At 55.0% G+C, this 12,408-nt stretch carries 15 protein-coding genes; 9 read left to right on the forward strand and 6 right to left on the reverse strand.

The window, feature by feature from the left end; translation table 11 throughout:
• The first annotated feature begins 227 nt into the window (after positions 1-227).
• On the forward strand, positions 228-860 hold the full coding sequence (locus ACR0JG_RS14090; RefSeq protein ID WP_171329876.1) for a tyrosine-type recombinase/integrase: 633 nt from the start codon (positions 228-230) through the stop codon (positions 858-860).
• Between the two features lie 211 nt (positions 861-1,071).
• Here the strand turns inward: ACR0JG_RS14090 and ACR0JG_RS14095 are convergent, their stop codons facing one another.
• Complete coding sequence (locus ACR0JG_RS14095) at positions 1,072-1,986, reverse strand: LysR family transcriptional regulator (RefSeq protein WP_480570578.1); 915 nt, start codon at positions 1,984-1,986, stop codon at positions 1,072-1,074.
• A 189-nt stretch (positions 1,987-2,175) separates the two neighbouring features.
• On the opposite strand from ACR0JG_RS14095, the gene ACR0JG_RS14100 reads away from it, so the two are divergent.
• The 7 genes from ACR0JG_RS14100 (at position 2,176) to ACR0JG_RS14130 (ending at position 6,369) form a co-directional block, all read left to right on the forward strand.
• Entirely contained in the window at positions 2,176-2,796 is a 621-nt protein-coding gene (locus ACR0JG_RS14100; protein WP_171329872.1) for a class I SAM-dependent DNA methyltransferase, read from the forward strand.
• A gap of 34 nt (positions 2,797-2,830) precedes the next feature.
• On the forward strand, positions 2,831-3,487 hold the full coding sequence (locus ACR0JG_RS14105) for a DUF2306 domain-containing protein (RefSeq protein WP_010443832.1): 657 nt from the start codon (positions 2,831-2,833) through the stop codon (positions 3,485-3,487).
• 62 nt (positions 3,488-3,549) lie between these two features.
• Complete coding sequence (locus ACR0JG_RS14110; RefSeq protein ID WP_010443833.1) at positions 3,550-3,969, forward strand: DUF6326 family protein; 420 nt, start codon at positions 3,550-3,552, stop codon at positions 3,967-3,969.
• Positions 3,970-4,019: 50 nt separating this feature from the next.
• Positions 4,020-4,676 (forward strand): methyltransferase domain-containing protein, encoded by a 657-nt coding sequence (locus ACR0JG_RS14115; protein ID WP_171329870.1) that lies wholly within the window; start codon positions 4,020-4,022, stop codon positions 4,674-4,676.
• Between the two features lie 48 nt (positions 4,677-4,724).
• Positions 4,725-5,096, forward strand: coding sequence for a VOC family protein (locus tag ACR0JG_RS14120; protein ID WP_010443837.1), 372 nt, complete (start codon positions 4,725-4,727; stop codon positions 5,094-5,096).
• 76 nt (positions 5,097-5,172) lie between these two features.
• Positions 5,173-5,646, forward strand: coding sequence for a GNAT family N-acetyltransferase (locus ACR0JG_RS14125; protein WP_010443838.1), 474 nt, complete (start codon positions 5,173-5,175; stop codon positions 5,644-5,646).
• A gap of 264 nt (positions 5,647-5,910) precedes the next feature.
• Positions 5,911-6,369, forward strand: a complete 459-nt coding sequence (locus ACR0JG_RS14130; RefSeq protein ID WP_480570585.1) for a hypothetical protein — start codon at positions 5,911-5,913, stop codon at positions 6,367-6,369.
• A 167-nt stretch (positions 6,370-6,536) separates the two neighbouring features.
• Here ACR0JG_RS14130 and ACR0JG_RS14135 read toward each other — a convergent pair whose 3' ends face one another.
• Entirely contained in the window at positions 6,537-6,950 is a 414-nt protein-coding gene (locus ACR0JG_RS14135; RefSeq protein ID WP_170403748.1) for a VOC family protein, read from the reverse strand.
• A 181-nt stretch (positions 6,951-7,131) separates the two neighbouring features.
• A complete protein-coding gene (locus tag ACR0JG_RS14140; protein WP_480570588.1) occupies positions 7,132-8,064 on the reverse strand; it encodes a VOC family protein in 933 nt (310 codons plus the stop codon).
• A gap of 190 nt (positions 8,065-8,254) precedes the next feature.
• Here ACR0JG_RS14140 and ACR0JG_RS14145 point away from each other — a divergent pair, with 190 nt between their 5' ends.
• Complete coding sequence (locus ACR0JG_RS14145) at positions 8,255-9,565, forward strand: MFS transporter (protein ID WP_480570591.1); 1,311 nt, start codon at positions 8,255-8,257, stop codon at positions 9,563-9,565.
• A 205-nt stretch (positions 9,566-9,770) separates the two neighbouring features.
• On the opposite strand, the gene ACR0JG_RS14150 is transcribed toward ACR0JG_RS14145, so the two are convergent.
• The 3 genes from ACR0JG_RS14150 to ACR0JG_RS14160 form a co-directional block, all read right to left on the reverse strand.
• Positions 9,771-10,322 (reverse strand): 2OG-Fe(II) oxygenase, encoded by a 552-nt coding sequence (locus tag ACR0JG_RS14150; protein WP_480570593.1) that lies wholly within the window; start codon positions 10,320-10,322, stop codon positions 9,771-9,773.
• Positions 10,323-10,574: 252 nt separating this feature from the next.
• Positions 10,575-10,844 carry a hypothetical protein gene (locus ACR0JG_RS14155; RefSeq protein ID WP_480570596.1) on the reverse strand — a complete coding sequence of 90 codons (270 nt, stop codon included), beginning with the start codon at positions 10,842-10,844 and terminating at the stop codon, positions 10,575-10,577.
• 402 nt (positions 10,845-11,246) lie between these two features.
• Complete coding sequence (locus ACR0JG_RS14160; protein ID WP_170403762.1) at positions 11,247-12,110, reverse strand: LysR family transcriptional regulator; 864 nt, start codon at positions 12,108-12,110, stop codon at positions 11,247-11,249.
• Positions 12,111-12,408: the final 298 nt, after the last annotated feature.

The raw sequence follows: 12,408 nt of genomic DNA on the forward strand, positions 1-12,408 counted from the left end.
TTAGAGACCAATTTCAGCCTGGATCGCCGCCATCCTTCACAGGACAAACTCACATGTCGCTTGGAACGGCAGGTATGCTCGGTTTAGCAGCTGTCGGGGCACAAAACAGCATTAGGTACCTTGGGCTCATCGCGGACCTTGGAGGCAGCGCGGCATGCTGTGATAAAATTTTCCAGTCAACGTCGGGTTGTCGTTGTGGGCGGGCATGGCGGATCGGAGGATCAACCATGGAAACACCAAACTTACCTGCCATTCGTGCTCTTCGCCCAGCCTGGAACAAAGGACGCATCGTCGGCCAGAAGCGACCGCTGAAACCAAAACATGTCTGGGCAATCCGAGTTCGCCTCGAGCTTGCCGAAAATCATCGCGATCTTGCGCTCTTCAACATGGCAATCGACAGTAAGCTTCGCGGCTGCGATCTGGTGAAGATGAAGGTCGCCGATGTCATGTCATCGGGTCAGATTAAGGAACGGGCTTCGGTCCTTCAAAGCAAGACGCAGAAACCCGTGCGCTTTGAGATATCAGAGGGCACACGTGCCTCTGTTGAGAAGTGGATGGAAGATGAGCTGATGGTCGGTTCGGAGTACCTTTGGCCCGGCCGATTTCATGAACGCCTGTACATCTCGACACGCCAATATGCACGGATTGTCCGCGATTGGGTCACGTCGATCGGCCTCGAAGCAAGCGCCTACGGCACCCATTCCATGAGGAGAACCAAGGTCACTCAGATCTACAAGAAGACCGGAAACCTACGCGCTGTTCAGCTTCTGCTTGGCCATACTAAGATGGACAGTACAGTCCGGTATCTCGGCGTCGAACTCGAGGATGCCCTAGCAATCGCCGAAGCGATAGAGATCTAAAATCAACGGGCCGCTCTCGCGGGCGGCCCAAACCAGCCGTTCATCGCGAGATAAGTTGCCGCATTGCAGCTTCCCCAAAGCGGAAGTTGATCGATTGCGCAGCATTTCCAACATTAACGTACACTCATCGGACAAAACGAACTCGTGCAAGCGCAGCTTCAACTATTGCCACGCGACCTTACTTGCTCCGGGTTCGGCGCTTTTGCACCTGTTAATCGCCACCACTTCGGCGCTTCGCAACGTCTGACAGACCCCGGGCCAGCAGGTCGAATACGATCCGGATACGACGGCTGGTCTGTAACTCCCGATGGGTGACCAGCCAAATTGGAAACTCAAGCGAAGGGAAATCCGGCAAGACCTTCTCTACGCCAGATTCAGCCTCGCCCAACGTTTCGGGCTGCATAGAGACGCCGTAGCCCGCTTTCACCAATTCCCATGCGACGACACCGCTCTCGCTCGACATCACGAAGCTCTCTGCGCGAACGGGCACGCCCATGTTGTGCAGTGGGGCCATTAGCCTCTCGGGGTCGGCATTGCCGACGAAATCGAGTGCAGCCACATCGCGCGGTGTCCGTGGGCGGCTTGCACGATCGAGATAGTCGGTCGCGGCATAGAGAGTGGCGCGAAAGTCGCCCAAGTGCCGTGCGATCAGGTCCGGCTGATCTGGGCGGACGTGGCGTATCGCGATGTCTGCCTCGCGCTGCGTCAAATTCTGCATCTCACTCGACGCGAGAATGCGGACGCGGATGCCCGGCGCCATCTGTCTCAACGGCTTGAGCACGCCCGGCAGAATCGCTGCTGACAAGAGGTCCGTTCCCGTGACCGTGACCTCTCCGGTGACATCCTGAGATTTACCGTCGGCCACCATCGAGATGAGCGTCGCAGCCTCGCCCATCGTGCGCATGTGATCAATCAGGTCGCGCCCTGCTTCCGTCAAGGTAAGACCACGGACGCTGCGTTCTACCAACGTGACGCCAAGTGCCTCCTCCAACGCACCGATCTGCCGCCCTATCGTCGGCTGCGTTGTCTTCAGCACGCGCGCCGCACCGCTGAACGAGCCTTCCTCCGCTGTCGCGAGGAAGGCGCGTACCTGGTTCCAATCGAAGGAAACGGCCTGCCAGTTCATTCATGAGCGTATAGCAGGTGGACGAATTTAAGCAATCGACCTTTTATGAGCGCATGGATGATACCGGATGCGAAACGAGATCGGCCCGGTCTCTGCAATCGAAAGCGACACAATGCATTCCGCAGTTTCTTACGACTGGCGCATCCGCGCCGCTTCAAACCTGAAGTGCAACGCGCAAAGGAAACCGACATGACTGCCCAAGCCTTCTGGGACCGGCATGCGCCCAAGTACGCCAAGAAACCTATTGCCGATGTCACCGCCTACGAAGAAAAGCTGGAATGCGTCACTGCGCTTCTTCGATCGACCGATCGCGTTCTTGAAATCGGCTGCGGCACAGGCGGCACAGCCAGGAAGATCGCGCCTGTCGTCGCTCATGTGACCGCAACCGACCTCTCTGCCGAGATGATCCGGATCGCCCGGTCACGATCAGGTGGCGATGCCGCGGGAACACCAGAATTTCTTCAGGCGGAGGCGGCGCAACACATTCCTAGCCAACCGTTCGACGCCATTTGCGCGTTCAGCTTGCTTCACCTGGTGGACGACATACCCACCGTACTGGATGCAGCATTCCACCAAATGAAACCCGGCGGTCACTTCATATCAAAGACGGTTTGTCTGAAGGACGCGCCGCGCTGGATGCGAGCCATGGTTCGCGTGCTCATGGCCGTGCGGATCGCGCCTAATGTGATCATCTTGAGTCGCGCTGAATTGACCCGACACCTGATCCGCGCCGGGTTCGAAATCGAGCAGACGCGGTACTTCGGAAAGAACCGACTGAGCCCCTTTATCGTCGCGCGCAAGCCCGCCTGAGGCAGACCGACGCCTTATTCTGAGAGACCGAAGCATGCACTTTATCAGCCGTCGCGAATGGGCGTTCCTTGCCCTCGTGTTCCTCTACTCTTTCATTCCGGCAGTCGTAGGGCTGGTCCGGCTTCCGGAACTTCTCGGCGCTCGGGCGATCATCCCGCCGAACCCGCGTGCGGTGTTCGATCCCCTCCCGATCACATTGCATATCCTCGGCAGTTCAGTTTTCTGCCTTGTGGGGGCTGTGCAATTCCTGCCGAGCCTGAGGCGCTACCGCTCGGCCCTGCACAGGACCCTCGGGCGGATTGTGGCGGCAGCGGGATGCATCAGCGCACTAACCGGGCTCTGGATGACCGTGTTCTACGCATTTCCCGATGCCCTGCAGGGACCAGTACTTTACGGGGCAAGGGTCACGCTCGGCCTCGCGATGGTCACCCTCATCGCATGGGCCATCGTCGCGATCCGGTCGCGAAACGTCGCCGCGCACCGCGCCGCGATGCTGCGCGCCTATGCCATCGGCCAAGGGGCCTCAACGCAAACCGCGCTCTTTCTGGTCGCAATGGCCCTCTTTGACACCGAACTGCAGGGGTTTTCGCGAGACCTCCTGATGGTTGGGGCGTGGGCCATCAACCTTGCGATTGCGGAACTCCTTATCCGCCGCGCCTTTGCGACGCGTACATCCGGCGCGGTGATCTGAACCCGGTCGTGCTCTCGACCTGATACCGGCAAACTCCAGAAACACAGAAAGAAGACACCAAAATGAGACGGCTCGATCCCCGTATTCTTCTGTCGGCCCTGTGGCTGTTCATACTGCTCAACATCATCTTTCGCGATATTCACCAGTTTGTCCTCGCGTCCCATATCGAGATGCTGCTGACAGGCCATTACAACGGCATCGAGATCACCGAAGGGCTGATGCTTTTGGGCGGTTTCCTCGTCCAAGTGCCGATTGCGATGGTGCTCTTTTCGCTCCTGCTAACCCGCAGGATTGGTCGCCCTGTCACCTTTCTTGCAGCGATCGTCACAACCGGTACGCTCCTTTCCTCGGCCCCCACCGACATGGATGACACCTTCCACCTCGTCATCGAGATCGTGGCTCTAATCGCAATTCTCTGGACCGCATGGACGTGGCCCGAGAACGAACACACCGCGCCGCAATCCGACGCAAGTTCTCCGTAAAAAACGTGCGCGCACCGCGGACACGATGAATGAATAATAGGACCAAATAGATGTTGGAAGAAACGCCTTTAGACGATGCGTTTGATCTTTATGACAAGCTCGCACCTCGCTACGACAAACTTCATCATCGATGGCTGCGTCACGCAGGCGGCGAGGCGCAGGCCGCCCTGGAAGGTCTGGTGCGTGCACTTGCGACGCCGAATTCGAGGCTTTTGGATGCTGGCTGCGGCACCGGCAACCTGGCACGTAGACTGATCGCCGAGGGCATGCCGCCGAATTTGATGACCCTTCTCGACCCGTCCGCAGCGATGCTTGCACGCTGCGCCGACATTCCTGTGCCGAAGATACAAGGACGGTTGGAGTCCCTGCCGTTTGAAGATGGCACGTTCGATCTTGTGACGTGTGCTTGGGCTTTGGAAACCGTCCCCGATCCCCACCTGGCTTTGAGTGAGCTTTGCAGGGTTGTTCGAGCCGGCGGCGCGCTTTGTCTCGCGTTTTGCGCGGATGAGCCTGCCCGTGGTCTTGCCGGCAGCCTCATGCGCCAGGCGCTTTTGTTTCGCGGGACCGGCCGATTTATGTCCCGCTCCCGATTGATGCAGGCAATCGAGCGTTTCGAAAATTTTGAAGTGAGGGCAATTCCGAGCCATGGTCCGGCCTCGACCTTACTTGCTAGGCGGTCTGGCGCAGCAACCCAGGGGTCTTTGTAGCCGGGCTTAAAGTTGAAAATGACGACCACAGAACTACGGAGATCAAGCATGATCGGATATGTTACCCTCGGAACCAACAACTTCGAGGCCGCGCTGAAATTCTACGACGCCTTGTTTTCGAGCGTGGGCGCAAACCGTCTTTGGAAACACGGCGATATGGCCGCATGGGGCCGCTCAAGGGCCGAGCCTGCGTTATGCCTTGCTTGTCCATTCAATGGGGCACCGGCAAGCGTTGGAAACGGGGTGATGGTCGCTTTGAAAATGACCAACAGAAAAGCCGCCGATACGCTTCACGCCAAGTGCCTCGAACTTGGCGGAACAGATGAGGGACCCCCCGGCACACGCGGAGATCATGGTTTCTACGGAGGGTATTTCCGGGATCTGGATGGCAACAAACTGAATGCGTATGTCCCAGCGTGACAGCAGGCAAAGAGTTGGCTGTTGAAATATCGCGTCCAGCGGACAATGAGAGACGAGCACATCGAAAGACGCCGCAATGAGATCTGAAATAAAATTCGTCCGATTGTCGGAAATCGACCCAACCGAAATCTTAGCGCACATGTCCGACCCTCGTGTCGCCGAGCATATGCCGCTTCTGAGATTTACTTGGAATGCCGAGACAGTGGCGCGGTTTGTCGCCAAAAAGGAAGAGTGTTGGCACCGTGACGGACTTGGACATTGGGCATTCTTGTCCGATGACCGATATGTCGGCTGGGGTGGATTTCAAAAAGAAGGAGCCGAGTGGGATTTCGGATTGGTCTTGCGGCCCGACACGTTTGGCCTCGGGCCGCGCATCTCGCGAAAGGCGATCGACTTTGCAATTTCCGATGAACGCATCCCGTATGTGACCTTCCTTTTACCACCGTCACGCACGAACCTGCGGGCACTCGACAGACTTGGTGCTTGGCGGGTTGGCGAAGTCGACTATGACGGGGCGACCTTCCTCAAATTTCAACTTGCGACAGAGTGACAGCATTGTCCGATTTCTGGTACATCGCCAGCTCCAGAGTGTGTTGTAACTCGCGGCCCTGAACTGCCGTTCACCGACACATGTCGCCGCTGCGGTGCGGCCCGTAGAACCGGCCATTCGCTGCAGGCGCAAATTCTCAGGACGCACGGACTCACAGTCAGCGGACAAAGCTGACTCCGCAGGTCTGGCTACGAGTTCCCTTCCTAGCAATAAATTCCGTAGGCTCTATCATGCTGGCTTTGCCCCACTGTCGAAGGAAACAACATGTTGCGTTCAATGCTAATCCCCGCAGTTCTTATTGCACCTCATTGTCTGACTGCTGCAGAGAAAGTGTCGGTAACGAACTTCTATGTCGTCAACCAAGAGCAAATTTCCGCGGGCGAGGACGTGTTCTGGAAAGAGGACAACTATGGGACTTATACCGTTGACGAGGGACCAATCGATCCTGGGTTTGTCCGGTGCGTTGGCTCGGGTTTCGGCGGACCCAGCGGTGTCAGTGGCGGTGGCGTCTGCGTTTATGGTGAAGAAGAAGACACGTTCACCATGAGATGGGAGGTTGTTGCCTTCGGCGTCAACAACTGGCGGATCGTTTCCTCGACCGGCAAATACTCGGGGATGACTGGAAGTGGAACGACCAAAACACATGTGGCGTCAAAATTCCTGGCGCTACCGCACCGTATTTCTGACTGGGAAGGCGAGGTTGCCTTGCCCGCTAGGGATTGAAACTCGAACTGAAAAGGTCGGGGATGATGGTGATTTGAAAGGTTGGCAAAGCCCGCATTGGGCTCTCGCCGGACCTACACCGCCAGACGTTTGGGAGGACGTAGCGCAGCGCTTTTCGACAGTTTGTCAAAGCTCCGCATTTGGAGCACTGGTGATAGTTTGATGTCTCAACTGCTTTCACCATCTTTGTGGCAGACAACCTCGAGCTTAATGCCGTGTGGGTCGAGCCAATAGGCCGCATAGTGGATCCCGTATTGAGGAAACTCCTGGGGTTCGTCCAGAATATGTGACTTCCGCGAGAGTGCCCAATTGTACGCCTCATGCACGATCTCACGCTTTTCCACCGAGAATGCCAGGTGCTGTAGCCCGGTAGCGTGGCGCAAATAGTGCCCATCGTCCCTCGCCTGGTAGAAGAACAGCTGCGTCCCGAGTTTCCCATCCGGTCCGTAGTTGAATGCCGGTTCGGTTTTGAACCACTCCTTGAGGCCAAGGATCGGCATTAGCTCATCATAGTAGGCCTTCGCCGCCGCAAGATCCGGCACCGCGATGCCGATATGATCTATGAATCCCGTTCTGGGCATGACTGCTCTCCAGTTCTTAGAGCCTCATGGCCCCTACCTTAGCTGTGATCAGCCAGCTGATTTGTGCTCTTGGTTTCGACATCGAGGCTACAATGATTACTCTCTACGATGCAAAATTCGAAAAGCTTGTGCTCGTTCCCGACCCTGGTTGCGTGGCTGACATCGTGTTGCACTCCGTTTATTACGCCAGCCTGTTGCTTACCTCGACCAAATTGTCATCTGGATCGCGGAAGTACACGGACATAAGCCTGCCGACGGCGCCCAGTTTCTCAGAAGGACCTTCCACGATAGTGACGTCATGCGCGCGAAGCGTCGCGGTGATTTCCTCAATTGGTGTGTCGGTCAGTAGGCAGAAATTACCGCTTCCCGGAACGGTTTTATTCGCCAGATCCGGTGCTGTGCCCACACGTTGAAGACTGATTTTGTTTGAACCGAAGTGTAGGGACCATTTGCCGGGGCGTTCCTCTCGCGGGGTCATGCCTAACACTTGTTGATAGAACTCAAGCGTTACGTCGACATTATGAACGCAGAGAACGATGTGATCGAAGCAGTGGATGTTCATGGACAAAGCATACCTTTGGTCAGTTTCCCTGCAAGAGGTGAGCACCGTGATGTCGATCAGACCAAGCTGTCCGACCAAGCGGTTTTGAATTTGCTCGTTTGTCAGAGTTTCAATTGTCTTGCTCAGTATCCAAACATTTCCGAAAGGATCGCGGACGCGGCCCTCTCGCTTACCAGGAGGTCGGTCCTCGATTTCGATGACAACTTCCCCGCCGAGGTCCGTCATCGCCATGGTGATTTCATCCCGGATTTGCGAAACTCGGAGCTGACGCAGCATAAGCCCCTGCCCTGTTTTTCGAGACATTTTCAACGGCCCATTGCCGACTTTGAGCGAGGCCATCAGGTGTTGCAGCAGCAGCCCGCTTTGCCGACATTCGCTGCGGCAGCAAAATCTGGGCGAGCCTGAATTCACAGATCGCGGAAAAAACCGACTTTTGCAGCCACGACTTTTGCTCATGCTGAAAGTGCTCGCATCCGCAGCGGTAGATTTTTCGGTCGTGCAGTGATTTCCCGTTTGCGGCCATTCTACTGGGCGAATCCAGCCCGAGTTCAAGCTATGCTTTCGCTGGATTCAGCGCTTAAAATTGAACGCCAGCGAAGCGGGTTCCCAAAAAGAAAAAACGAAATTCAGTTATGGAATTTTTGTAACTTACACGATTAGCAAAAACGACATCGGGTCGCTGCCAGGAGAGAAAAAATGAGGAAACAGGTTTGACTGATTCCCAGTCCATTGAGCACTTCTCATGCATGAACGCCGAATACCAGAATGGCTTCGCCATGCGCCAGCACCCAGTGTGCCGGGATTCGCCATTCTGGCGGGATCAGAGGCGATTGCCAGGGGTATTTTGATCTCTGTTTTTCCGGTAGCGATATACAACGCGCTGAAGGATGCGCGATTTGTATCCGAAATTTATTTCGCCATTGGCACAGTTTCACTCTTGATCGGTCTTCTGGTTCCCTACCTGATCCGGTTTGTCCCAAGGAGATGGGTCTATGTATTCGGCACTCTTTCGTACGTCGCGGGTGCGGTTGTGACGACCGTTGCGACCCCTGCTGCCGTTATTGCGGGGCTCGCACTCACGACTTTCGCCGTTGTGACGACATTTGTGTGCTTCAACGCCTATGTACTCGACCATGTTGCCAGGATTGAACTGGGACGTTTTGAGACATCTCGGCTTTTCTACAGTGCGCTGGGTTGGACGGCTGGCCCTGCACTTGGCGCGATATTGTACGAGTGGTGGCAACCTGCACCGTTCCTGATTGCAGCCGGTGCAGCGATTGTCATGCTTCTCATCTTTCTTGTTATGCGCCTCGGAAACGGCAGGCTCATCACCAGAAGCCAATGCGCTCCCGCAAATCCGTTCGCCTATTTCGGGAGGTTTTTTGCGCAACCGCGATTGGTTGCCGGATGGGTATTCGCAGTCGTTCGTTCCTGCGGGTGGTGGATTTATGTCGTATATCTGCCCATCTATGCGGTTCAGAACGGGCTAGGCAGCCAGCTTGGAGGGATTGCTTTATCGATTTCCAATGCCGCCCTGTTTTGCACCCCGCTGATGCTTAGGTTTATGCAGCGCAGTTCGGTGCGCGCAGCAGTCAGAACCGGATTCCTCATGTCCGGGCTGCTATTTCTTTTTGCTGGAGTTCCATTCGGAATCCCTGAAGTCACAATCGCGTTCTTGATGATGGGCTCGATTTTCCTGATCTTACTTGATGTTTCCGCAGGTTTGCCTTTCCTTCTCGCAGTCAAACCTTCCGAACGAACTGAGATGTCAGCAATTTACGCGAGCTTTCGCGATGTTTCGGGTATTATTACACCTGGTGCCGCCTGGCTGGTTCTTCTCGTGGCACCGCTCTCTGGCGTGTTCGCCGCGGGTGGCGCGGGTTTGCTTTGGACGTGGGTTCTGGCTCGTAAGCTGCACCCCCGGTTGGGTCAGACACGCATATCTGTCGAAAGTACTTCAAAGGCAGCTGGCAAAGTTGCTTCTGATATGGTGAGCCTGCCAAACTTAGTCCATGAGAAATCAGTCGCCAGTCGCTTACCGACGGATACATAATAGAGGCCAGCCATTGAGTGACCAAAGCAACTCAGGCGTCAGTACCGTGCGGATTCCAGGATTTAGCAGATACGTTGGACTACAGGAAATGCCATTTCAGCGAATATGTTAAAGGCAAGCCTAACTCTTTCGACTCTGTTTCCTACATGAAAGGAATCGTTAGCCTTGTAGTCTCGGACTCTTAATCAAGCGAGTTCGGAAATCATCACCGAAACGCCGGGCCATGCGCCCAGACCGTCAACGAATACCGATCACCATTCTCGACCGGTGTCACCTGATGCAACAAGAAGCTGGGAAAGATGGTTGCGCTGCCCTGATGCCGGCTGGCCGTTACAGCATAAGCGCCCGGCATTATCTCCAAGTCTCCGCCGTCGTACATTCCGGGTTTGCTGAGTTGAACAACCAGCGACAGCTTTCTTTTTCGGGCAACGGGCCCGTCGCCAATATCGGAATGCCACGCAAAATGACCACCATCTGATGCTTTATAGCAGGCAATCTGCGGACTTTCGGCGAACTCGCTCAGATCGAAGCCAAACTTGTCGGTGTTGGAGCGACGGACCACATCAATCAGGCGTGACATCACCCAATCAGAGCCGTCGACGTCGTCCAGCCAAGTCACATCCGCTCTGCGCAGATTATGATCCTTGTTCTGCCCAACAAGCAGGGCCTCGTTTGCCGGGGCTTTTTGTGATTCAGCAACAATTTGCTCACATTCCCGCGCGGTAAAAGCGCCGGGAATCGAATGAACTTCCAGCATTCTGTACACCGTTTTTGATTGGTACTGGATTTTGCCAAAACACACAGAAGGCGCTGCGCTGTTTTCGACCTAAGAGGCCGAAAGCGACGTAATTTTTTTCCATAATCTCAAATGTATTCGGTCATGCTATCCGGAGTGGGAATTCATCTTCGGTGCGCTCGGATCCCAAACGGTATGCGATGCGGGATCAGGGGACGCGAGTATTGCGTCACCTGAGACTGTAATAACCAATGTTCAGGCCTTGGATTTCCCTCAACCTCCTTTGAATCGGTGATTGTGCCCGCGCCAAGGAAGTTCGCCGGTTGCTTCCCATTCGTAATCGCTCGGGCGCAAACGTCGTTCCCGGTTTTCTTTTTCCGGGTCGAATTCGGACGGGTCCCATATCTCGGCGGCATCGTCCCAATCTTGTGGGCTTTGCAAATCCTGCTGTTTTGCTGCCGAATGCTTCACGATCCCGAACCGTTGTGACGCAATGAAACGCCTTATGTGTTCGGTAACGCGATTAATCCAACGCCTATCCATCGAAACCTCCTTTCCCTCTGCTTCGATATTTTAGGGGATCAATCTTCGTTTTCGGAGTGCCAAACCTTATGATTTTTTCTCAACTGTGCTATCGATGATCTGAATAGATGTTTGTTTTCAGTATATTGCCTCTTTGAGGGTCAGTCCCCACGATTTGGCAGATTTCTATCCCTCCTTATACTGTTCTGGTCTCGATGGACGACCGTGGAGAGAAAAATGCGTTTGCACAGGTCTTTTGGTTGGAGGTACTGGGCCATCATGGGCGGCGTTTTGATGGTCGGGATTACTGCAGGTCTAATGTTCGAGTCTGGCAAAATGCAACCCGCAGCAACCGAAGCCCTGGAGGCTTCCGAAAACTGACCATTCGCCTTCTACATGGTAAGCCGTGAGTAGTCCGCCATCTCAGGCCGTGACGGGAAACTGTTCTTTTGCAAAGGCACTCAATAGCTGGGCGGCCTTGCAGGGGAGGCTTTCAGGATCATCGTCTGCAAAAACAGCATAGGCGGCATAAGCAAACCGAGGAGCATCCTCAATCACCTTCAACCAACCGGTTTCGACTTCCTGCGCTACTACCCGCCAGGGGAAAAATCCGGCTCCCGGCTGGGCTTTCAAGTAGTTCAGGCCAAGAGTGCCAATTCCAAGCTGCAACATTGGCGTCGGAATTTCCGGAAAGTTCAGCAGGTGATCGGCACGGAACTCCGGCCCCCAGTCGATTAGAACATAGTTTTCTTCAAATGGGCTTCGCGAGGTATCAAAATCGCTGCTTACGAGTACGAAATCATCTTCGAACAACTGCATTGCGGTCAGCCCGACAGTGTTTCGCGGATCATACATCACAGCCAAATCCAGCGCGCCCGCAGTCGTTTGGCTTAGCAGTGTTTCAGTTGAAACCGTAGACCCGTGAACCGCCACATTCGGAAACGCTTGCATAAACTCTGGCATCGCGTCGATCAGGAACCCGTCCCACAAACTGGGCACAGCACCGATTTCCAGAGCAGCTTCCACCGCATCAGGCAGGGAGGCGTCGATCCGGGCCTGTGTCCAGCACCTGACAAGTGCCTGCGCGTGTTTATGAAAGCGGTGCCCGGCCGGAGTAAGTGTAGCACCCGATTTTCCGCGCTCGAACACTGGTCGTCCAAGCTGTTGTTCGAGTGACCGAATACGCATGCTCACTGTTGATTGCGTGACGTAAACCTTGTTGGCAGCCTCCAGAAAACTGCCCGTTTCGACAATCGCCAGAAATGTTCGCGCGAGTTCAATATCCATGGGGTATCTATTCGATTTTCAAATATAATGCATGAAGCAATTTCGCTATTCAACTAAAACAGTATGTGGCAGATTTGGCTCGTAGCATGAAACTGCTGCCGCTGTTCGGTTGCGACCCCAGGGTCTCAGAGTCCCCCATCTCGAAGTGAGTGTCGAAGAACGGCTCCCGGCAGCGCGAAGCATCTTTCATGCTACACGACCTGCCTCAGCTGATCGGGTACGCGTTGGCCTGCGTTCCCGATCCATAACAAGGAATACAATGTTTAGACCCTAGCTAAGCGCAGAACTGATACAATTC

Source organism: Ruegeria sp. AD5, from assembly GCF_056542345.1.

What these genes read in the sequence shown, in the direction of transcription:
- ACR0JG_RS14135 (WP_170403748.1), bottom strand. Translation starts at nt 6,950, where the DNA reads ATGCCCAGAACGGGATTCATAGATCATATCGGCATCGCGGTGCCGGAT.
- ACR0JG_RS14155 (WP_480570596.1), bottom strand. Translation starts at nt 10,844, where the DNA reads ATGGATAGGCGTTGGATTAATCGCGTTACCGAACACATAAGGCGTTTC.
- ACR0JG_RS14150 (WP_480570593.1), bottom strand. Translation starts at nt 10,322, where the DNA reads ATGCTGGAAGTTCATTCGATTCCCGGCGCTTTTACCGCGCGGGAATGT.
- ACR0JG_RS14090 (WP_171329876.1), top strand. Translation starts at nt 228, where the DNA reads ATGGAAACACCAAACTTACCTGCCATTCGTGCTCTTCGCCCAGCCTGG.
- ACR0JG_RS14110 (WP_010443833.1), top strand. Translation starts at nt 3,550, where the DNA reads ATGAGACGGCTCGATCCCCGTATTCTTCTGTCGGCCCTGTGGCTGTTC.
- ACR0JG_RS14100 (WP_171329872.1), top strand. Translation starts at nt 2,176, where the DNA reads ATGACTGCCCAAGCCTTCTGGGACCGGCATGCGCCCAAGTACGCCAAG.
- ACR0JG_RS14115 (WP_171329870.1), top strand. Translation starts at nt 4,020, where the DNA reads ATGTTGGAAGAAACGCCTTTAGACGATGCGTTTGATCTTTATGACAAG.
- ACR0JG_RS14160 (WP_170403762.1), bottom strand. Translation starts at nt 12,110, where the DNA reads ATGGATATTGAACTCGCGCGAACATTTCTGGCGATTGTCGAAACGGGC.
- ACR0JG_RS14120 (WP_010443837.1), top strand. Translation starts at nt 4,725, where the DNA reads ATGATCGGATATGTTACCCTCGGAACCAACAACTTCGAGGCCGCGCTG.
- ACR0JG_RS14145 (WP_480570591.1), top strand. Translation starts at nt 8,255, where the DNA reads ATGCATGAACGCCGAATACCAGAATGGCTTCGCCATGCGCCAGCACCC.
- ACR0JG_RS14130 (WP_480570585.1), top strand. Translation starts at nt 5,911, where the DNA reads ATGTTGCGTTCAATGCTAATCCCCGCAGTTCTTATTGCACCTCATTGT.
- ACR0JG_RS14125 (WP_010443838.1), top strand. Translation starts at nt 5,173, where the DNA reads ATGAGATCTGAAATAAAATTCGTCCGATTGTCGGAAATCGACCCAACC.
- ACR0JG_RS14095 (WP_480570578.1), bottom strand. Translation starts at nt 1,986, where the DNA reads ATGAACTGGCAGGCCGTTTCCTTCGATTGGAACCAGGTACGCGCCTTC.
- ACR0JG_RS14105 (WP_010443832.1), top strand. Translation starts at nt 2,831, where the DNA reads ATGCACTTTATCAGCCGTCGCGAATGGGCGTTCCTTGCCCTCGTGTTC.